General features: G+C 35.8%; 17 protein-coding genes. 16 read left to right on the forward strand and 1 reads right to left on the reverse strand.

The features are described from left to right. Positions 1-10 precede the first annotated feature (10 nt). From K9V48_RS19900 to K9V48_RS19910, 3 genes are all read left to right on the forward strand, one after another. On the forward strand, positions 11-5725 hold the full coding sequence (locus tag K9V48_RS19900) for a DEAD/DEAH box helicase (protein ID WP_224140910.1): 5715 nt from the start codon (positions 11-13) through the stop codon (positions 5723-5725). Further along, entirely contained in the window at positions 5697-6812 is a 1116-nt protein-coding gene (locus tag K9V48_RS19905) for a PD-(D/E)XK nuclease family protein (RefSeq protein WP_224140911.1), read from the forward strand. The genes K9V48_RS19900 and K9V48_RS19905 overlap by 29 nt, the downstream gene beginning before the upstream one ends. A gap of 248 nt (positions 6813-7060) precedes the next feature. After that, positions 7061-7225 (forward strand): hypothetical protein, encoded by a 165-nt coding sequence (locus tag K9V48_RS19910; protein ID WP_224140912.1) that lies wholly within the window; start codon positions 7061-7063, stop codon positions 7223-7225. Positions 7226-7708: 483 nt separating this feature from the next. Here K9V48_RS19910 and K9V48_RS19915 read toward each other — a convergent pair whose 3' ends face one another. Then, entirely contained in the window at positions 7709-8992 is a 1284-nt protein-coding gene (locus K9V48_RS19915) for a DNA cytosine methyltransferase (protein ID WP_224140913.1), read from the reverse strand. 121 nt (positions 8993-9113) lie between these two features. Between K9V48_RS19915 and K9V48_RS19920 the strand changes: the two genes are divergently transcribed. The 13 genes from K9V48_RS19920 to K9V48_RS19980 all read left to right on the forward strand — a co-directional run. Continuing rightward, on the forward strand, positions 9114-9320 hold the full coding sequence (locus K9V48_RS19920; protein ID WP_224140914.1) for a hypothetical protein: 207 nt from the start codon (positions 9114-9116) through the stop codon (positions 9318-9320). Positions 9321-9646: 326 nt separating this feature from the next. Continuing rightward, positions 9647-10834 (forward strand): hypothetical protein, encoded by a 1188-nt coding sequence (locus tag K9V48_RS19925; RefSeq protein ID WP_224140915.1) that lies wholly within the window; start codon positions 9647-9649, stop codon positions 10832-10834. Positions 10835-10890: 56 nt separating this feature from the next. Next, complete coding sequence (locus K9V48_RS19930; protein WP_224140916.1) at positions 10891-11253, forward strand: HIT family protein; 363 nt, start codon at positions 10891-10893, stop codon at positions 11251-11253. Between the two features lie 17 nt (positions 11254-11270). Continuing rightward, positions 11271-11597, forward strand: coding sequence for a nucleoside triphosphate pyrophosphohydrolase (locus tag K9V48_RS19935; RefSeq protein WP_224140917.1), 327 nt, complete (start codon positions 11271-11273; stop codon positions 11595-11597). Continuing rightward, a complete protein-coding gene (locus K9V48_RS19940) occupies positions 11590-14010 on the forward strand; it encodes a DEAD/DEAH box helicase family protein (RefSeq protein WP_224140918.1) in 2421 nt (806 codons plus the stop codon). Before K9V48_RS19935 ends, K9V48_RS19940 begins: the two co-directional genes overlap by 8 nt. 268 nt (positions 14011-14278) lie before the next feature. Beyond that, positions 14279-14473 (forward strand): hypothetical protein, encoded by a 195-nt coding sequence (locus K9V48_RS19945; RefSeq protein WP_224140919.1) that lies wholly within the window; start codon positions 14279-14281, stop codon positions 14471-14473. 155 nt (positions 14474-14628) lie between these two features. Beyond that, positions 14629-15111, forward strand: coding sequence for a DUF2975 domain-containing protein (locus K9V48_RS19950; protein ID WP_224140920.1), 483 nt, complete (start codon positions 14629-14631; stop codon positions 15109-15111). Between the two features lie 11 nt (positions 15112-15122). Further along, a complete protein-coding gene (locus K9V48_RS19955) occupies positions 15123-15338 on the forward strand; it encodes a helix-turn-helix domain-containing protein (RefSeq protein WP_224140921.1) in 216 nt (71 codons plus the stop codon). Positions 15339-15746: 408 nt separating this feature from the next. Further along, positions 15747-16994, forward strand: coding sequence for a DUF4153 domain-containing protein (locus tag K9V48_RS19960; protein WP_224140922.1), 1248 nt, complete (start codon positions 15747-15749; stop codon positions 16992-16994). Positions 16995-17568: 574 nt separating this feature from the next. Beyond that, positions 17569-17931 carry an HIT family protein gene (locus K9V48_RS19965; protein WP_224140923.1) on the forward strand — a complete coding sequence of 121 codons (363 nt, stop codon included), beginning with the start codon at positions 17569-17571 and terminating at the stop codon, positions 17929-17931. A 182-nt stretch (positions 17932-18113) separates the two neighbouring features. Then, positions 18114-19304: an amidohydrolase gene (locus K9V48_RS19970; protein ID WP_224140924.1), complete on the forward strand. Its 1191-nt coding sequence runs from the start codon at positions 18114-18116 to the stop codon at positions 19302-19304. A gap of 282 nt (positions 19305-19586) precedes the next feature. After that, on the forward strand, positions 19587-19988 hold the full coding sequence (locus K9V48_RS19975) for a (deoxy)nucleoside triphosphate pyrophosphohydrolase (RefSeq protein ID WP_224140925.1): 402 nt from the start codon (positions 19587-19589) through the stop codon (positions 19986-19988). Positions 19989-20326: 338 nt separating this feature from the next. Then, positions 20327-21194 (forward strand): ribonuclease YeeF family protein (locus tag K9V48_RS19980; protein ID WP_224140926.1); only part of this gene is annotated, 868 nt, incomplete at its 3' end.

Consider the following 21194-nt stretch of genomic DNA (forward strand, 5'->3'; position numbering starts at 1 on the left):
GGGAAGATAAATGGCTAGTCCAATAGAAGCTTTTGAGGAAATACAGCACAATTTTATTAGATATGTAAAAACCGCGTTTGGCACTAGATATCCTTCACTTGAGAAGGAAAGAGAACAATTACTTTTAAGTCCGGGAGTCCTTGCTCAGGATCCATGGATTGAACCCTTGCCAAGATATAGAAGTTCAAACAAGAGGGTAAAAGATTTGACAGAGAAGGATCTTCCTTACTTAACCTTTGAAGAAATAGAGTTATTTAAAAACTTGGTACATTGTGGTCTTTTTAATCCGGAACTCCCTTTATATACTCACCAAGCACGAATGCTAAAGGAAGCATTGTCATCAAAACATTGTGTAATAACATCTGGTACCGGTTCAGGCAAGACCGAATCATTCCTGCTTCCTCTCTTTGCGTATTTGGCTAAAGAAGCAAAAAAGTGGGAAGCAACCGACTCTCCAGAACCCCATGTAAATGATTGGTGGAAAAATAGAGATTGGCAGAATCAGTGTGATCCGCCAGGTAAAACAAGTCCATTGACTAGATCTTACCGTGTACCTCAAAGAAGTCATGAAAAAAGAAAATCTGGTGTTCGTGCACTCATATTATATCCTATGAATGCATTAGTAGAGGATCAATTAACACGATTGAGGAAAGCATTAGACTCTGATCAAGCAAAACTGTTTTATGATTCGCATCTTAATGGAAATAAATTTTACTTTGGTAGATATAATGGTATGACTCCAGTAGCAGGGCATGAATATACAAAATCCAGGAATCCGAAAAGGGACAAAATAGAAGAGTTAGCTAAAAAGATGAGAGAAATGGATGATACCAGTGTTGCTGCTCTCAAATATGCTGCTGTAGAGACAAGTAAAAATAAAAATGAAATTCCGTTCTTTTTCCCGAGGTTAGATGGGGCAGAAATGCGCTCCCGTTGGGACATGCAGGATTTTCCGCCGGATATCCTAATTACTAATAATTCTATGTTGAGTATTATGATGATGCGAGAAGTTGATAATGGAATATTCGAAGAGACAAAAAAGTGGCTCAAAGAAAGCAAAGAAAACGTATTTCATTTAATTATTGATGAATTACACTTATATCGAGGTACATCAGGTGCAGAAGTTTCTTATCTATTAAAACTATTATTGAAGCGTTTAGATCTAAAACCTGATCATCCCCAGTTACGTATTTTAGCATCAAGCGCATCGCTAGAACCCGAGAATGTGGATAGCCGTAAATTTCTAAAAGACTTTTTTGGAATTGAAGGAGAAAAATTTGAGATTATACCTGGAACACCTGAACAGCTTCCTAAAGAAAGTGAATCTTTTCTGCCATACAGACCGTTTATTCAGTTTAACGACGAATACGAAGAGAATAACGAAATAGCAATAAACAACCTATTATCTGGGTTAGGCAGTAAACTATCTGGAGCTTCAGCGTTAAGAAAAATATTAGAGTCGGATAATTTAAAATTAGCAAATACAATGTTAAATGCTTGTAAAATTGGGGATAAGATACGAGCTGTTTCAATTGATGACTTTGCGAAGAAACTATTTGGGACAAGTATTGATGAACAGACTAGAAAAAAGGCTGTAAGTGGCTTATTTAAGGCACGAACTCTTTGTGATACCCCCGATAGCAGCAGTTTACCTTCTTTCCGTTTCCATTGGTTTTTCCGCAATATCGAGGGGCTTTGGGCATCCACAAATAGAGAGAATATCGATATAACGAGATCCGTAGGAAAGTTATTCTCAAAACCTAGCATTATTGATGAAAAAGGTAGTCGGATTCTGGAGCTTTTATATTGTGAACAATGTGGAACAGTATTCTATGGGGGGAACCGATTAAAGCTACAAAATGGAAAATTTGAAATGCTTATAACTTCTCCAGATATCGAAGGCATTCCAGACCGTAACAAGAAAAGTATGGTTGAACAAAGAAATTACGAAGAATATGCAATTTTTTGGCCAGTTATAGAGGGAGAAGAGTTGAACAAGGAAGTACGTACTTGGAACCAACTTAAAAGAAAAAAAGAATGGGGAAAGGCGAAAGGTGAATGGAAACCTGCGAGTCTTAGTACTTTTACAGGTACAGTTGAACTAACACATGTACCGGCGGTAGAGGATCCTACAAACAATATTAAAGGGTATAGTTTTATACTTGATAGCGATGACACAGAGGAGTTTAAATCGTTACCGTCTATCTGTCCTTGCTGTAACGCCGACTATTCTAAAAGGAAATATTTGACTAGTCCAATACGTGGGTTTCGTACAGGTTTCTCAAAGGTCAGCCAGATCTTATCAAAGGAACTATTCTATCAACTTTCAGAAATAAGTGATAAAAAGTTAGTTGTTTTTTCCGATAGCAGGGAAGATGCAGCACAAATATCAAATGGAGTAGAACGTAATCACTATAAAGATCTTTTTAGAGAAGTTGTCGTTGATGAACTCCGTTTGGCAACATTAGGTGAGTCACAACTTTTAGAAGAATTAGAAGCAGGAGAATGTTTATCTCCTGTTGCTAACAGATACATTAGTGCCTATCCAATGGCTGAACAAAAAATTCGTGAGTTATTAGAACAAACAAAAGAGGTTCCACCTTCAGCGTTCAGGAGACATTATGACGAAGCATTAGCGGAATTAGAACGTATCCGAAAAAAGAAGGAAACATTAATAGTATCCTGTAGTGAGTTAATTTATCCATCATCCACAGATGATTGTGGGAGAATAATATCTAGGCTAATAGGATTAGGGGTTAATCCTGCTGGAAACGATATAAAGAACCAATCATTTTGGTGGGGGCAACAAGAACATCGTTGGACGGATCTTTTTGATTTTGAAAAGAAGAAGTGGCTAAGTAACCTTCCACCTGATACAGATAGATTCAAAAATCAAATTCGTGATAAAATTCGTAAAGAGTTATGTGAACTATTATTTAGCAGACTATATTTTGGCTTTGAATCATCTGGTCTAGGATATCCTATTATTCGTTTTGAAGAAACATTAATCGATTCTATATCCAGTACACTTCAAATTGATCCAGTGATATTAAGACAAATATGTAATTCAACACTTAGAATACTTGGTGATCTTTACCGACATGATGGATCAGATTATCCTTTAGATAGCTGGGTCGAGTATAAAAATGCAAAAAGTTCAATTAAGAATTATATCAGTAAGGTATGCGAGAGATTAGGTCTTCCTTCGAGCGATCATAAAGTAGTTGGAGAAAAAGTCTTACAGATATTAATAAACTCTGGGCATAGTGGTGCGATTATTTCAACAGATAATCTTAAAATAAAGGTAGCTGCGGAAGGAGATTCTTATTGGGAATGTCCAAAATGTAAACGACCGCACCTTCATAAGTCCGCCGGCATTTGTACAAATTGCAATTCAGAACTACAAGATGAACACAAAGGAACGTGCCGTAATTTAATGAAGCGGAACTACTTAGCGCACATGGCAACAGATGAAAGATCGCCTATCCGATTACATTCCGAAGAGTTAACTGCTCAAACCGATGATCAGGGAGCAAGACAACGTTTATTCCGAGGAATTTTAATGAATACTGAAGGTAGTAATAATATTAAGGACGTAGACGAGATTGACATTCTTAGTGTAACGACAACTATGGAAGTGGGTGTGGATATTGGTAGTCTACAATCCGTAATGCTGGCTAATATGCCTCCAATGCGTTTTAATTACCAACAGAGAGTAGGGCGTGCTGGGAGACGTGGTCAAGCTTTTTCCTATGTATTGACACTTTGCCGTGGAGGAAGAAGCCATGACGACCATTATTTTGAGAATCCATCTGCGATAACCGGAGATCCACCACCTGTACCATTTGTTACTATTGAACAGCCGCCAATTATTAAGAGGCTTTTAGTAAAAGAGTGTTTAAGACAAGCCTTTAGAGAAATTGGTGTACGATGGTGGGATGGACCAAGCGATCCGCCTGACAGTCATGGGGAATTTGGGTATAAATCTAACTGGGATAATTATAAAAATAAGATTTATGACTGGCTCCAGTCTAATTCCGAAGCAATTAAAGATATAATCACTTGTTTACTTCCTCCTTGGCATGCTGAGGAAGATTACGTCAAAAATTATCTGAATTATTTTCAAGCTAATTTAATACAAGAAATCGATGAGTGTTCAGCTAATTCGGAACTAGTAGGGAAAGGCTTGGCTGAATGCCTTGCGGAAGGTGCTAAATTACCAATGTTTGGCATGCCGACACGTACAAGACTTTTATATCATGGTTTTGATGAATCTAATAATCCATTAACAATTGACCGTGATATTGAACTGGCAATCAGTGAATTTGCACCTGGAGCTCAGAAAACAAAAGATAAAGCAATTCATACAGCTATTGGTTTTACTGCCCCACTATTGAAGAGAGAAGGGAAATGGCAGCCTGCGGAAGAAGATGCATTGCCACAACAGAGTAGATACCAAATTGCGCACTGTATTAATTGTGGATATATGAAGGTCGACCAAGACTTAGAAGAATGTTCTAACTGTTCTATTAGCAAGGGGGAGAAATTTAGAGTTTATAACGTAGCTATTCCTCTAGCATTTAGAACTGACTTTTCCAAGGGAAGAGATGCTAGAGAAGAAGATAGGGTCATTTCAGGGGCTCCTTCGAGTATTGCGGAAGGAAAACACGTTAATTTTAATAGAGTAAAAGGAACTAATGTCCAAATATGTTTTAGTAGTGATGGGCGTGTATGGAGGATTAATGATAACGGGAGAAGCTTATTTAAGGGTGGACTTATTACTACTAACCATACAAAAACACCTAGTGGGAGTGATAAGAAATATTTCACCTTTAAAGGGCAATGGATTCTAGAGGATTATAAGTACGTCAGTGATCAAGATTTTATTACGAATGAATGTATAGGAATTGCTAGTGCGAAAACAACGGACTTATTGCGTATTAAACCTATTTCTGATAATAAGGGATTAAATTTTGACCCTATTAGTGTAACTGCAAAAGCATCCTTATATTCTGCAGCGTTTTTACTCCGTTCGGTGGTGGCGGAAAAACTGGATATAGATGCTGATGAAATTGAGATTTCCCAATGTTTAAGGTCAGATATTGGTGACGGAAGTTTTGTCGGTGAAATTATCCTGAGTGACCGGTTACCAAATGGGGCAGGTTTTGTGCGTTGGCTTGAGAATAACTGGACAGACGTATTAGAAGGCATCGTTTCCCCAACTGGTAAACAGTCTTTTATAAATTATTTAACTAGCGAAAGACATCAATGCAATACTGCATGCTATAGTTGCCTTATGAATTATAGAAATATGCAGTATCACGGATTATTGGATTGGCGTTTGGGGCTTGCTTATTTAAGGAGCATGTTCGATTCAGCTTATCAATGTGGAATTGATGGAGATTTTTCTACGCCTGAATTAAAGGGATGGCTGCAATTAGCGGAAGTGTTAGCTGATCAGTTTTCTTCCTATTTCAACTATGAGACTACAAAATGGGCAGGCATTCCTGGAATAAAAGCAGGAAACCGCAAAATCATTATCATACACCCATTATGGAATTTTTCAAATCCTCATGGTGTTCTTGCCGATGCAGTTGTAGCTACAGGAGCAGATTTGGATTCGATAGACTTTTTAGACACTTTTAATCTAGTAAGACGTCCAGGGTGGTGCCATGAGGAATTAGGGGGAACAGTGGATGAGAAGGATGATCAAGTCTGGTGGTGATTTGCCATCGTCAGTCAGCGTGGGTCCCCTAAAAAGGATTTCACCCAGTCGTTATTTTGGAATGGTTTGTTGCAGTTTAAGGGAAGTATTGATAACCAATAGGATAGAAAAATTACTCCCATCCTCGCCTAATATCTATTTTGGCATTGCAGCTCATCAATTTCTTCAGGAGGTTGGGCTAGGAAAAATAACTAAAGTAAAAGACTTTGAGAATGAATGGTTAGCTTCAATAACAGAGGTAGAGAAGCATTTATTAGGGGAAATGGAGGAATACTTGGTTCCTTTGAGTAAGTCTGTCAGTCGGTATGAACTCAAAAAAAGGTTGTTATTTAAAGAAGCGTCTGGTTTGATAGCCGGTGGGAGATTGGAGTTTAAAAATAAATCGACTACAAGAATTGAAAGATGGTTTGAGACTGGTGACAGTATTGTCGGAGGTTATGTAGACAAAATCATATTTACGAATTCAGGTTATGAAATAATTGATTTTAAGACAGGATCAATTATTGATAATAATAATCTAGAGATTAAAAAGGAATATAAATATCAAATGCTCCTTTATGCGGCATTACTTTACGAAAATTTAAATGAGTGGCCATTAGCCCTTAAAATTTACGGTTTTAATGGAGCTATACATTCTATTAAATACAACAAAGATGAATGTATAAAGGTATTAAATGAAGCAAAAGAAATGTTTTATCAAATTAATGATTTAATTTTAGGGATTGATAATTTTTTTGAATTGCAAAAAAATTTAGCTAATCCAGCGCCTGAACATTGTCGGTTTTGCGAATTTAGACCAATATGTAATACTTATTGGGAAAAGAGAGAAGCAAGCCCCCATTTAAATTGGAGTCTAGATATTAGAGGGCAATTCGAAAGCCTGAGGACTTCAGGAAACGGTACCTACTTGTTAAAAATAAGGTCTACTTCAAATAATACTTATAAGGTTAGGGGGTTAAAGCCTAGTAGGCACCAAATCCCAGAAGGGGGCTTTTTTAGCATCTATAATTTATCCGCCGACACAAATGATAATTGTTTCAGCGAGAAGTTGTTAACAAAGATTTATACAAAACAACAAGGCATTTAGAATTTTCTGAAAGAAAATTAAAATTTGACGTTATATGTGAACTCAGCACTTTAAAGTGCTGGGTTTTTTTGTGCTCCGCAGTCACACAACTTGGATTGTTCAAATCCTCCCGATAATTTTTCACTTTAAAGTCTCGTAGCCGAAGAAGAAATCCTCACTTGAGTAGAGAAGGATGAGGCTGTCTTTTGTGAGAGGGATCTGAAGGTATACAGGTAAAGTCTAGCCCTGAATGTAAAGAGGTGGCGGTAATGTTTGTATCTTGCGCAAAAAATGAGGAAGCCTATGCTATTCGTACATCCTATAGGAAAACATATAAAGGAAGAATTGAAGAGAAATTGGAGCTATTTGATGTATTGAAGCAATTTATGGGAAATTTGAAGTGCCAGATTTCAAATTATTATATGCAGAGTTGAAAGAAAATTATGAAAGCAGAAGTAGAGGAGAAAACGTAACTCCATAAGATTGACTTAGAGAGAGTTTAGAATCAGCATTTCAAGTTCTGCATTGCACCGTGCATACGTTAAACTAGAAGTAGCAAGGGGATGATAATATTCTTTATTTTCAGCAGCATCAATAAAACTAATCTCCTCCTTGATGGTTATTAATTTTACATTTTTTTATTATAGTGGTTAAAAGAGCCACATTTTTCAAATCTGAACTTGAAATAGAAACAGGTGAAGGTTACGAGTTTTCGACTTAACTAAAGACATTCCAACTCCGGCGAACACTCAACATGTAAGAAGCTACTACAGAATTGTTATATAAAAACCAAGATTATAATTCTTCTCCAAACTTTACGAATAATGAATATAAATAAATCCCCCTAGATAATATGAAGAAATTTAGAACATTATCTAAGGGGATAGTTCTTATTAAAAATTATTTAGCCCTTAAATCTACCTATCTATAGATTCAAAGAATTCAAGTTGTTGTGAATTTATTCTCTTTTCTATTACTGACTCCATATTTTTTAAACTCCACTCTGCAATAGGATAGGCTATAGCTCGAGCAAGTTCAACAGGGACTGCATTTCCAATTTGTTTATATATTTTATTTAATCTGCCATTAATACTGATAGTTTGATTTCCATCCGAAAATTTAAACCAATCAGGGAATGTTTGAATTCGTGCTATTTCTTTTATTGAAAGTCTTCTATGGGACTCTTCACCACCGGGTAATTCCCATTTGTCAGGTCCAACTTTTCTCATTGGTTTACCACCTGGGTGTAATGGCGCTTGTCTACCAGAAGCTTGAATTGTGAAGCTTTGTTCGTTCCATTGCTTTTTTCGATTGCGGGAGAGGTAAATAGATGAAAAGCTTCCTTCATACCATTCTCCTGGATCTGCTTCTAAATCTCCAATAGCATCCCTTAATGTGATATATGGTTTTTGGTTGTCATTATTACCATGTGTAGGAGTAGGAAATTCATATTCAAAGTCAATGTCTTCTCTAACTCCTATAATAAATACACGTTCTCGAAGTTGTGGCACACCATAGTCCCTTGCGTTAACAAGTTTATATTTAACTTTATATCCGGCAGATTCAAAATCCTGAATAATCTGCTTGATTACTTCACCTTTTCCTAGTGTTAACATACCTTTAACATTTTCCGCAATAAAAAATGCGGGCTTAGTTTGTATTAAGCAGCGGATAAAGTGGATATACAAAAAATTCCGTTCATCATCAATTAATCTAGGACCTGCTTCACTAAATCCAGGGCAAGGAAAGCCGCCTAAAACAATATCGCAGTTTGGAAAAACCTTTATTTTTTTAATGTCCTTTTCTGTTTGCACTACAGAATCTGGAAAGTTAAGTTTATAGGTTTGATTTGCTTCCTTAAACATATCAACTGAGTATATAGTATGAAAAATACTTTCATGTCTAAATTTATTTATATTCTCTTGTCTAGATAAGGCAAGATTAGTTTTTTGTTTTCCTATTACTGCGTCTAATCCAGCTAATTCAACGCCAAAATCTAAACCACCACATCCAGAAAACAAACTCACTAAGTTAATTTTATTAAAATCTCGATCTATTTCTGCCATTTCATCTTCATTAGCCATGGCATGTACCATTTCTTGTTCATGTTTTATTTTATCTATTAGTAAAAGTTTTACTTTATCAATATCATAATCTTTTAATGGTCGGTATTTCGCTCTACCTCTATCTTCAATCTTCATACAAGCACCTCCGAGACTCTTGATTATTTTAACATTAATAATCAAAAAAGGTCAGTATTTATTATTCTGTGTAATATTTCCCAAAAATGAGTTAAAATATTTTTTAATAGGAGTGAAATTGATGAAAATATCTCGTAGAATTGGCTATCAACATGTAGTTGATGTTTCTGCAGCTTTAAATAACTTTATTAATAGTGAACCAATAAATAAATACTCTGAAACAACCAGGGAAACTGTTGATTATATTGTGACGCTCTATCCAAATATTAAAAGCATTATAAATAAATTTGAAACTGAAAAACCTGATTTTAATCCTGATCTTTGTTGACGTCTTCATAGTAACGAAGAAGTCAAAGTAAACCTTTTCTACATTAAAGGAAATGCTTCTATACAGCCCAAAAACTTAGGAGCACTAAGTTTCCTTAAAAAATATTTTCTTTCGGAAGAATTACAACTTTATTTTAATGATTTCTTTAAGAATGAATATTACAATTTTTTGAAATTAGTAGTTGATATAAGGGAAAAGAAAACTACCTATGATAATATACAAGAAATTAAGAAAAAAGTAAAAAGCTACTTCCAAAGTTTACAAATGAGATTGAGCCTTTCCGTCAAAGTTTTCTGTTCAACCTGAGAGAGTACTGTTTTCAATTAATGAAAGACGAATTCAATAAAGGGAAACCAGGAATTAGGAATGCCTTTAAAGTATTATTAATGGATGATAGTACTAATATTATAACCCGATATATTAAAAAGAACAAATGTTTGCGTGCGGAAGAATTTAAAAGTGATATAAATTTTAAAAATGGCATTAAGATTTATAAAAAAGGAAATTACTCTATAGGAATCAGATGTGATGAAGAGTCATTACTTTTTAGATTTAAATTTGAGAGTAGTCCTATTTCCTCAATTAAATTAGCAACAAGTTATGAACAGTTTCCTACTGGAAAAAATATTTTGGAATTTAACAATAGTACCTTATTGAAGTTTGAGGAAATCATAAATGGACATAACAAGACAAAATCTCAAAATATTAGTAACGCTGTGGGGAAATGTAATGAAGCCATGGTTTATTATCAAATTCTTAAAACAAAGCCAGAAATAAATCAAATAGAGCCACAAGAATTTCAAATCATTTTAGAAAAATATTCACCAGTAATATCACATAGTGATTTATTAAATTTAAAAGAGGCCTCAGAAATTACTATTAAAAAACTATTTGAATACCTTGGAAAGAAATATAGCCAGTATATAATTGATGGTATTCAGTTAGTACCTAATAATTATATTAAAGATAGACTTGATACTAGTGATCTAAAGCTAATATTAATAGTTGACAACAAATATATTGAGGAAGCTATATCATTAAAGGCTTTAACAAGAAAAACAAATAAAATTACTGCGAAAAATCCTGGAATTGGTCAAATTTTAAGTGAGCAATATTTTGATATTGGATCTCTTACTAAAGTGGTTAATGAGGTAAGAGAGAAGTTTTTATATGAGGTAATTGATCATAAACAAAGTCTAAAAGAAGTATCAGCAGTTTTAGGTCAAAGATTGAGTGAAGCTAACCAGGGACAATTACGTAAAGGTGTTAAAGCACTTCTTGGTAGTTCAATGATAGTCATTACATTCTATAAACAGAATGATAGCGTTGTTTTGGAACACGGTAATGTTAATAGTATGATTACCGTATTTCCGAAGTACCCTAGTCCAATACAGACAACTTTAAGATGGAATGATAACCATGAGGAACTATCATTAAGAGTAAAATTTAGTGCGGGACAAGCTAAGGGGTGGTCTTCATTAAAACTAGCATGTGAATTTAAAGTGAATTTTTAAAGCGAATAATTGTTAAAAAGAAATCAACTATTTTTGATTGATAGAAGGGGAAAAGAATGAAATGCATTTTTTGTACAATAAACGAAACCGTACTTGAAAACAAATTAGCCTATGCCTTTTTTGATAAATACCCCGTAAATAAAGGGCACTTACTTATCATCCCCAAACGTCATGTTGAGCAATACTTTGATCTCACATTAGAGGAAAGACAAGCAATTGATGATTTACTTTTCAAGGGAAAGGAATTATTGGACCAACAGCATCAGCCTGATGGCTATAATATCGGAATTAACTGTGGTGAAGAGGCAGGACAGACGATTTTTCATGTCCATGTTCACTTGATTCCTAGATATAAAGGGGATATCGATGAGCCACGTGGTGGTGTAAGAGGGGTCATACCAGAAAAAAGAATGTATTAAAGTAGGGAGAGTCATTTATGCCAGTTTACAACAAGCTTGTACGAGACAAAATTCCTGAAATTATTGAAAAAACAGGAAAGAAATATACAACAAGGATTCTATCAAATGAAGAATACATAAAAGCATTACAGGAAAAAGGCTTTGAAGAATTAGAGGAATATGTGGAAGCGAAGGATACGGCTAGCTCACTTGAGGAGCTGGCAGATGTTCTTGAAATCATTCATTCTTTGGCAGAGTATCACGGATCTTCACTGAACGAAATAGAAGAGATTCGAAAAAAGAAAGCGGATCAACGTGGCGGTTTTAAAGAAAAAATTTATTTAATTGAGGTTGAGGATGAGTAAGGTTGAATTAATCACGAGTCATTTGGTTACTCATTTAGTAGAAAAAATTGAGCAAGCATCCACCATTTGTATTTTAACATCATTTGTGATGAAGTCAGGGGTGGAGCTATTACAGAAGCCTTTAAAGCGAGCGGCTGATCGAGGTGCGGATATTAAGATTTGTACGGGTGATTATTTATATATTACCCAACCGGAGGCTTTGAGGAAATTACATTCTATTCATGAAAAAATGGAGATCCGTTTGTGGAATAGTAATGGTGTTTCTTTTCATCCTAAGGCTTATCTTTTTCATCTTGAAAAAGAAGGTCATCTCGTCATAGGTTCTTCTAATTTATCGAAATCGGCGCTAACGAGTGGTGTAGAATGGAATGTTGCGATTGAAAATGATCAGGAGATATTTCAGGAAGCCTTAGATCAATTTACAAAGCTCATGTACCATGACCAAACAATCACGATTAATGAGGAAAGCATCAAAGCCTATCATGAAAAATATGAGGTCTATCATCAGAAACACCCAAATCTTGCGAGAAAATGGTCACAGCTAGAAGAGATTGAATTAATGCTCCCAGGGATCGAACCTGTTCGAAAAGAAGAGCTAGAAATTCATGAGAAATCAGAGGGATACGGGGAAATTAAGCCGCGATTTGCGCAAATTGACGCATTGGCGGAGTTAGAAAAAACGGTTGAGGAAGGATATATGTCTGCTCTTGTTGTAATGGCGACTGGTTTAGGAAAAACCTATTTAGCAGGCTTTTTTGCACAAAGGTTCAAACGGATTCTATTTATTGCTCATCGAGAAGAGATTCTTTTGCAGGCGAAAAAATTCTTTTCTTCGATTATGAAACATCGTACGTTTGGGATTTACAATGGAAAGCAAAAGGAAGCAGAGGCAGATTGTCTTTTTGCGTCTATCTATACACTAAGCCTGGATCAGCATTTAAAGATTTTTCAGCCAAATGAGTTTGATTTAATCATCATTGATGAATTCCATCATGCAGCAGCAACTTCATATCAACGTGTCCTCGACTTTTTTCAACCGACATTTCTATTAGGAATCACCGCAACACCAGAGCGAAATGACAATAAAGATGTTTATTCTATTTGTGATGGAAATGTTGCTTATCGGATCGATTTTTTAGAGGCGATTAAACAGGAGTGGCTAGCACCTTTTCATTACTACGGTGTTTATGATGAAACGGATTATAGTCAGCTGACATGGTTAGGCACTGGTTATGATGAGGAAGAATTGCTCCAAGCGCAGTTAAAGGATGAAATGGCCGACAAGATTTTATCTTCATGGAAGAAATATAAGAAAACGAGAACCATTGTGTTTTGTTCGTCTATTCGACAGGCAGCCTTCTTATCGAGCTATTTTAATCAGAACGGATATCAAACGATTAGCTTAACGTCAAAGCAAACAGAGTATCGTAGGGAAGATGTTATTACACTGATAGATAAAGGTAAGATTGATGCGATTTTTACGGTTGATTTGTTTAATGAAGGTGTTGATATCCCTGCGGTTGATACACTTCTTTTTGTCAGACCAACAGAATCCCTTACAGTTTTTACGCAACAAATTGGTCGGGGTCTACGCTTACATCCAGAAAAAGAGCATTGTGTCATTATTGATTTGATCGGAAACTATCGCAACGCAGATATCAAATTAAGTTTATTTAATACGGAGGCACAAGAAGGTAAAGCAGCAAAAGCAATCGTTCCCACGGTACCAAACAGCTGTGTAATCGATCTTGAGCTACATGTCGTTAATCTGTTGAAGGAAATGGCGAAAAAGCGTCAGCCAAGAAAGGAAAAGCTTCTCCAATCTTATCTTGATTTAAAGCAAGAGATTGGCAGAAGACCGACATATCTTGAGCTCCATTTAAAAGGACAGGCAGATTCAATTCAATATCGGCAGGAATTTAGGTCATATATCAGTTTTCTCGATTGGGCAGAAGAGCTAAAGGAGCATGAAAGCCGAGTATTTATGAAGCATAAGGATTGGCTAGCTGAAGTTGAGAAAACAGGCATGGTGAAAAGCTATAAGATGGTTGTCCTATTAGCGATGCTGAAACGAGGTCCATCACAATGGGCAAAACTAATTACACCACAGGAAGTAGCACCATTTTTTCATCAATACTTAACAGAAAAGGAATATCGAAAACGGATTGATTTTTCTGATAAGGAATCGAAAAGACTTTGGGAATATGATGAAGAAAAAGTGAGTAATTTGATCATAAAGATGCCGATGACGAAATGGAGCGGCAGTTCAAAAGGAATGATCTCCTTTGAACAAAATGAGTTTACGCCTAACGTACATATTGAAAAGGACGAGGAAGAGACTCTTTTTAATTGGACGAAGGAGGTTTGTGAGTATAGGCTGCATTATCATTTTGAGCGGAAGGCAAGTCATTAATTATCATTTTCAAAATGAGAAGAAACTATTTTTTATTAGGCTTTGTTAAATATTATTGATACTAAGTGGATTCCGAACAATTTTCAGGTGTTGTAGAAATGGATGAGGCTTATTTTTTATACTCCGGAAAAGACAAATAGAAAATAGACGTTCAAAAACCTCATAAGCGTGGTGATGCGTCTACATATGGAGATATTAGCAAGGAGCAGGTCTATGTTTTTATTGCAAAAGACCGTTAAAAAGCTATTCTTTCAGGGGGAGGAATCATATGGAAATACATTTGCCAAAAAGTATCAATAAGTTCTATTATTTTTTGTTTCCTGTAATATTTGTTTTAATCGGTTATAATAATATCTTTAACAATTGGGAACTTCCACTTTTCGGCTTCAACGAACTAGAAGATTTCGGAAGACTTTTATTTGTGCTTGGTATAAGTGCTTGTGAAAGTACTTTAATGATTTAAGGTTATAGAGCATCCCTTTTAATGAGGAATGCTTTTTATTTTTGCTTAAAACAAAACCTACAATAAAAATGTTATCCAAATTAATAATAATTTATTGCGAAACGATAAAATATATATTAAAATCAAAATCAGAATAAATAAGTGAGGTGCTTTTTATGGAAAAAGTAACAACGTTGTTTTTAAAAATAGCTGTTATTCTTTTAGGAGTCCCAGTTCTTGCTCTGTGCATCTTTTTGGTGCCTGAGATGGCGAATCTTGCAGCAAAATTGCTTCCAGAGTTTGCTTTTATAAAATATCTCGTTTTCATCGCTTTTGATGCATCGGCGATACCTTTTTACTTTGCTTTGTATCAGGCTTTCAAACTCTTACGCTATATTGACAAAAATAAAGCTTTCTCCGATTTATCTGTAAAAGCTTTAAAGAAAATCAAATACTGTGCCATCACAATCAGTATTTTGCATGTGCTAGTTTGGCCGCTCTTCTATATCTTTGCGGAAGTAGACGACGCACCAGGAGTTATCTTTGTCGGATTGGTTGTTCCTTTTGCTTCGATGGTTATCGCAGTCTTTGCGGCTGTTCTCCAAAAACTTTTACAAGAAGCAATTACTATCAAATCAGAAAATGATTTAACGGTCTGAGGTGAATAACAATGGCAATTATAATCAATATTGATGTGATGTTAGCAAAAAGGAAAATGAGCGTAACAGAACTTTCGCAGAGGGTTGGAATAACAATGGCGAACCTTTCTATATTGAAAAATGGAAAGGCAAAAGCGATTCGATTATCCACTTTAGAGGCAATTTGTAAGGCTTTAGAATGTCAGCCTGGAGATATTTTAGAATACAAAAGTGACGAAGACAGGTGAACGACCCCTCCTTACTACGTTGAAGAAGGGGCTTCCTGATTCAATGACCATTGCTTATCAGAATGATCTAACAAGTCTTACACAGTCTCCACAGGCTTGAATTCGGACACGACCTTGCCCTACAAAATTAGCACGTTGGCTAGTTCTTTGCTGGCTTGAAGATTTTACACGACAGAGCGTTCTTCCTGTCGAAACCTCATATCTTCAGTTTTCAAAGAGCATGTTTGACTTCAGTGTAGCACAAACGTTCGAAAAAATAAACGTTTTGGCTAAAGCCAACCGACATTCATCCCCTCCCTACTCATTGGGCTACGCCCTTCGCATTCCTTGAGAAAGGGGACTTCTGTCGGAATACGTTAAACATTGTGGAGGAAACTTAATATAACAATTATTAGGAGAGGTATAACTATGGACATTAACAATTTGATTATTGAAAATATTGCTAATCCTCATGAGCTGGAGAGAATGTATAGAAAAGACCCGAAAGCTTTTAAAAAGTCATTCTCACACGCATGGGAACAAAATCCTGATTCTCAGGTTCTTGGTGTTTGGTATGAAAGATTGCATTTTAAGGAGACGGTAAATACAGAAAAATCTCTCTTGCTTCAAAAAGGTTTCTTATTCATGAGCATTTTAGCCATTCTGGCAGGGATAAGCACCAGGATCATTTTCCATTTTGTCGAACAGGAAGCAATTGCTCCAATTAACCTGGCTTTTGGTATAATTCCCTTTATTGCTGCCTATTTTGTTTACAATAATACTCCGAAAAAAAGTGTTATTTATTCCCTTGCAGCGTTGTTCCTAATTTCCGGGTTTTATCTTAATATGCTGCCATTAAATTATAAAGACAGTATTATCCTTGCTTATTTACACCTTCCCATATTCTTATGGGGATTGGTAGGGCTTGCATTTACAGGAAATGAATATTCAAAAGGCAGTACAAGATTAGCCTATATTAAATTTAATTTGGAATATGGTATTCTCTACGCCAGCATGGCAGTTAGCGGAATGGTACTAGCAGCATTAACCATGCGGTTATTTAGCTTTGTTGGCTTGGATATAGAAGACTTCTATTTTAGTAATGTCGTTTTATTTGGTGCTGCCGCTCTCGCTATTGTGGCTGCATACCTGGTATCAATGAATCTTAAACTTGCTAGGAATATTACACCATATATAGCTAAAATTTTTAGTCCTCTTGTCCTGGTCACATTGTTGGTCTATCTTATAACGGTTATATGGGTCGGAAAAAATCCATTCTTGGACCGCAATTTCCTGATAGCCTTCAACGGAATACTCCTTGGTGTATTGGCCGTTACCATATTTTCCATTACCGAGAGCGACTCAGACAAGAAAAAGAACATTTCAGATTATATAAATTTTGCCTTAATTGTTCTTGCGCTTATCATTGACAGTGTGGCTTTGTCAGCCATCGTGTTCAGACTTTCTTCTTATGGGATTACACCTAATAGACTTGCTGTTTTAGGAGTAAACATACTTATCTGGGCAAATCTAATTTGGATTATGCTCTCCTATATGCGTTTTCTACAAAACAAATCCGGACCTTCAACTATCCAAGATGCCGTTACTAAGTATTTGCCGGTCTACGGACTTTGGGCAGCTTTCGTTATATTTACTTTTCCTATCATTTTTAATTAGGAAGGCTCTGTTAATGTAACGAAAAGCTAATCTTCTATAACATATAAAATTCTTAGAGCCGATATTATGCAGCTTTTTATACAGAGTTGCATAGTGTTGGCTTATTTTCATTACTAAAGTTAAAAAGAGGGTATTCAAACTAGAAGATATAATATATTGTTGCAACTGGATTTTTTAAACTATGTCCAGTTTCAGGTGCCCAACGAAAAAGGACTTCATGAAACGTATTTGATAAGCTAAACTTGCAGGTTTTAAGTTTGAGTTTGATTTAGATTAAATGTGAAAAGATGTACTTACACTAAAGGGTAGCTTTAATACAATAGGGAATACAATGAAAGAGCCTAAAATATGCAAGATTTTATGCATTTCTTGTACATTCAGGCTCTTTTTCCACTTATAAAATATACTGCCATAAACAGAATTTTTTGATTGCTAAATACACATTTGGAATAGATTAGCTTTTTAGGTACAATTATTTATGAAAATGCTATTTTATAAGACCAGTTAGAGGGAGTTAAGCTTTAATTGGAAAGATTTAAAACATAGTAATCTACAATACATAGGAGGCTCAAAAATGAGTTGTCCATTCTGTTTAATAAACGAATACGAGATAGAAAATGAAGTAGCCTTTGCTATTTTTGACAAATACCCCGTAAATAAAGGGCACTTACTTATCATCTCAAAACGTCATGTTGAGCAATATTTTGATCTAACATCAGAGGAAAGACAAGCAATTGATGAAATACTCTTCAAAGGAAAAGAATTATTAGATCAGCAGTATCAGCCTGATGGCTATAATGTTGGAATTAATTGTGGTGAAGTAGCAGGACAGACGATTTTCCATGTTCATGTTCACTTAATTCCTCGATATAGAGGGGATATCGAGGAGCCACGTGGTGGTGTTAGAGGAGTCATACCAGAAAAAAGAATGTATTAGAGAATAGGGAGAGTGTTTGATGAATTGCGAAACTAACACCCGTTACTCCAGTGATGGGATACAGTTTCGCCCTTTTTGGAAAGTTAGAAATGCTATGTAAAGACAAGCGAACAATTAGCTTACAGTAGCTACTCAGGAACAGAGGGACAGTTCTTTATATAAACCCAAGGGGGGAAAAGAAGATGGCAACGCATGAAATTTTATTGAAGGATATAGAGGAAACATTAAAAAATTCTTACAATGATGTGGTTAGTTGGCGAAGATTTATGCATCAAAATCCAGAATTATCATTTAAAGAAGTGAAGACAGCCGAGTTTATTAGAGAGAAGCTGCTTAGTTTTGGATTAGAAGTAAAAACAAATATAGGCGGGCATGGTTTGATTGGCATTTTAGAAGGGGATCATGTAGGAAAAACGATCGCCTTAAGAGCAGATTTTGATGCCTTGCCAATCCAAGATGAAAAAGAGGTTTCTTATAAATCACAAAATCCGGGAGTCATGCATGCATGCGGTCATGATGGCCACACTGCTGCTTTATTGGGGACAGCTAAAGCGTTAAGTCAGTTTCGTCAACAGCTCAAAGGGAAGGTTATTTTTATTTTTCAACCATCAGAAGAAACGCCACCAGGTGGTGCAAAGTTTATGATTGAAGATGGGGTTTTAGATGGTGTGGATTATGTTTTTGGCGCCCATTTAGATTCTAAAACGCCATTAGGAAAACTATCTGTTGGTGAAGGATATAAAATGGCTGCGGTAGATAAATTCGCGATTCATATTCAAGGGAAAGGCGGTCATGGCGCAAGACCCCAAGATGCCGTTGATTCCATTGTGATTGGCAGTGAAATTGTTAGTTCAATACAAAAGATTGTCAGTCGTGGTGTTAGTCCGTTACAATCAGCGGTTGTGACAATTGGTGTGTTTCAATCAGGAAGCGCTTTTAATATCATTGCGGACAAAGCGATTTTAGAAGGGACAGTTCGTACATTTGATCGTACTATTCGAAAACAGATCGAAAAACAAATCTACGGCATTGTCGAGGGGATTACATCTGCATTTGGTGCAACGTATACCATTGATTATTTGAATGGTTATCCAGCTTTGTATAATCATCCAGAAGAAACAGAAATCATTAGAACATTGCTAATGGAACAATTTTCTGAAGAGAGTATTTTCGAATTAGAACCTACTATGGGAGCTGAAGACTTTTCTTATTTCCTTTTGGAAAAACCAGGAACTTATTTTAAGGTGGGATCACGAAATGATGATGAAGCAACCCACTATCCTCATCATCATCCCAAATTCGATTTTGATGAAAGAGCTTTATTAAATCTTGAAGAAGCATTTGTGAAAATTGCAACTCACTTTGTATTTTAAAGCTTTCTAGTGCAACCTTGACAAGAACGAGAATTAGGTGAGATGACATTTTGTAAGGCTGGAATGAGAAATTAAATAAAGATAAAAATTAATGCCTCGAATGTATCATAATTTCGATTGTTGCTGCTGGTTCTGTTGTGATGAAGGATGTTTCGGCTAATACGATTGTAGGTGAAAATCCGACGAAAATGATAAGAAATATTTAATTTGCAAGATATCATTTTTCAATTCATCAAAAATAACAGGCAGGTATTCGGTTGCTTCTGCTACTAGGAGGATATCATGAAAAAGAATATTTATGTCATCGGAGCGGTTATCATTGAAAAGGGAAAAATCCTCTGTGCTCAAAGAGGAGCAGATAAAGCATTGCCTCTCAAATGGGAATTTCCAGGCGGGAAGATAGAAGAAGGGGAGTCACTACAAGAGGCATTGCGACGTGAAATTGTCGAAGAAATGCAGTGCGGAATCGAGATTGGTGATCAAATTGAGCATACCGTTTATGAATATGATTTTGGCATTGTTCATTTGACAACATTTTATTGCGAGCTCACTAGTGGAAAGCCAGTTTTGACTGAGCATGCATCAATGAAATGGCTGTCACCAGATGAGTTGACATCATTAGACTGGGCACCGGCAGATCTTCCTGCGATTGAAAAATTATCAAGTAGATCAATCAAAAAGTAACGTTTAGGTTGTGTCATTCAGCTATTCACAGAATTCGTGAATAGTTTTTTAATTGACGAAAGAAAGCAAGAAGAAGTGTCTCGTTGCTTTTTTCATCTCCATTTCATTCTACTGATTTTTAATCGTTTCATCCTATAGAAATTTCATTTTGCAGGTAAATAGTTTTGTTTTTATCGGTAATCTAGTTTTATGTATGTACTAAGTCTACAATCTATGATATTGGTAAATAGTAGAAAAACCAAAAATGAATCTCAATATTGATATATGGAATTTCTCAATCCTAGTAAGCAGGAAAATCATGGGATAATAGAAGCCATTAGGAGTTGAATCATTCGATTGTGAAGGTATTAGATACAAAAACACTCTTACATACAATGGAAACTAGATCGCACGAGTACAAAGAATTAAGAGAAAAGCTGGAACAGGTAAAAAGAAAATGCAATGACATCGTGAATCTAGATGATCAGTTCAAAGGCAAGGGAGCTGATGCGATCAAAGGCTTTTACCAAGCGCAAATCGATGTTGTAGAAGCCTGGCTTCGTCTGATTGATCGACAAATCGCTTTTCTAAACGGAATTTCAGGGAGTACGGAAGAGAAGGATCTATCGGGAAATACAGTTGTTCACCTTCCTTTTCTGGAGGATGAACTAGTGCATCACATCAGAAACAATAAGGAAATGGTTGGGAGCCAGCAAGATGAGCTGCAAAGGATTTTTAACAGAATTGATGACCTCGTTCCACTAAACATTTTCTCAACAAGTAGCTTTGATGACCATATCGAAAAAGTAGATAAAGACCGAAAAGATACTATTGATGCGGTCAATGAGCTTGATCATGATTTAAAATCAGAATATATGTTATCAGAAGGTGACGAGCGTTATGTCACAGCTCTTTTTCAGCAATTAACCGAAGCAACTCGCCAGGGAAATACGATATCACCGATCCATTTCAACTCAGAAGCCTATAGAGCTAGTGAGGTTTACCAATTAAAAGGACAGGCTGAGCAACAAACAATTGATTATCTGGCTTTTAAAAAGAACCAAGAAGAGGTACGAAAACAACAAGCAGAAATTGAAGCAGAAATCGAAGCAAGGAAAAGGGAAGAAGCAGAATTTGCTAAGTTGAACCCTATCGAAAAATCGCTCCATAGCTTTAAAGAAATCGGAACCGATTTTTGGGACGGCCTAGAAGCTCGGAACGAAAAGA

The sequence above is a fragment of the Metabacillus rhizolycopersici genome, from assembly GCF_020075705.1.

What these genes read in the sequence shown, in the direction of transcription:
- K9V48_RS19965 (WP_224140923.1), top strand. Translation starts at nt 17,569, where the DNA reads ATGAGTTGTCCATTCTGTTTAATAAACGAATACGAGATAGAAAATGAA.
- K9V48_RS19935 (WP_224140917.1), top strand. Translation starts at nt 11,271, where the DNA reads ATGCCAGTTTACAACAAGCTTGTACGAGACAAAATTCCTGAAATTATT.
- K9V48_RS19930 (WP_224140916.1), top strand. Translation starts at nt 10,891, where the DNA reads ATGAAATGCATTTTTTGTACAATAAACGAAACCGTACTTGAAAACAAA.
- K9V48_RS19960 (WP_224140922.1), top strand. Translation starts at nt 15,747, where the DNA reads ATGGACATTAACAATTTGATTATTGAAAATATTGCTAATCCTCATGAG.
- K9V48_RS19955 (WP_224140921.1), top strand. Translation starts at nt 15,123, where the DNA reads ATGGCAATTATAATCAATATTGATGTGATGTTAGCAAAAAGGAAAATG.
- K9V48_RS19920 (WP_224140914.1), top strand. Translation starts at nt 9,114, where the DNA reads ATGAAAATATCTCGTAGAATTGGCTATCAACATGTAGTTGATGTTTCT.
- K9V48_RS19900 (WP_224140910.1), top strand. Translation starts at nt 11, where the DNA reads ATGGCTAGTCCAATAGAAGCTTTTGAGGAAATACAGCACAATTTTATT.
- K9V48_RS19905 (WP_224140911.1), top strand. Translation starts at nt 5,697, where the DNA reads ATGAGAAGGATGATCAAGTCTGGTGGTGATTTGCCATCGTCAGTCAGC.
- K9V48_RS19950 (WP_224140920.1), top strand. Translation starts at nt 14,629, where the DNA reads ATGGAAAAAGTAACAACGTTGTTTTTAAAAATAGCTGTTATTCTTTTA.
- K9V48_RS19910 (WP_224140912.1), top strand. Translation starts at nt 7,061, where the DNA reads ATGTTTGTATCTTGCGCAAAAAATGAGGAAGCCTATGCTATTCGTACA.
- K9V48_RS19970 (WP_224140924.1), top strand. Translation starts at nt 18,114, where the DNA reads ATGGCAACGCATGAAATTTTATTGAAGGATATAGAGGAAACATTAAAA.
- K9V48_RS19945 (WP_224140919.1), top strand. Translation starts at nt 14,279, where the DNA reads ATGGAAATACATTTGCCAAAAAGTATCAATAAGTTCTATTATTTTTTG.
- K9V48_RS19940 (WP_224140918.1), top strand. Translation starts at nt 11,590, where the DNA reads ATGAGTAAGGTTGAATTAATCACGAGTCATTTGGTTACTCATTTAGTA.
- K9V48_RS19975 (WP_224140925.1), top strand. Translation starts at nt 19,587, where the DNA reads ATGAAAAAGAATATTTATGTCATCGGAGCGGTTATCATTGAAAAGGGA.
- K9V48_RS19915 (WP_224140913.1), bottom strand. Translation starts at nt 8,992, where the DNA reads ATGAAGATTGAAGATAGAGGTAGAGCGAAATACCGACCATTAAAAGAT.
- K9V48_RS19925 (WP_224140915.1), top strand. Translation starts at nt 9,647, where the DNA reads ATGAAAGACGAATTCAATAAAGGGAAACCAGGAATTAGGAATGCCTTT.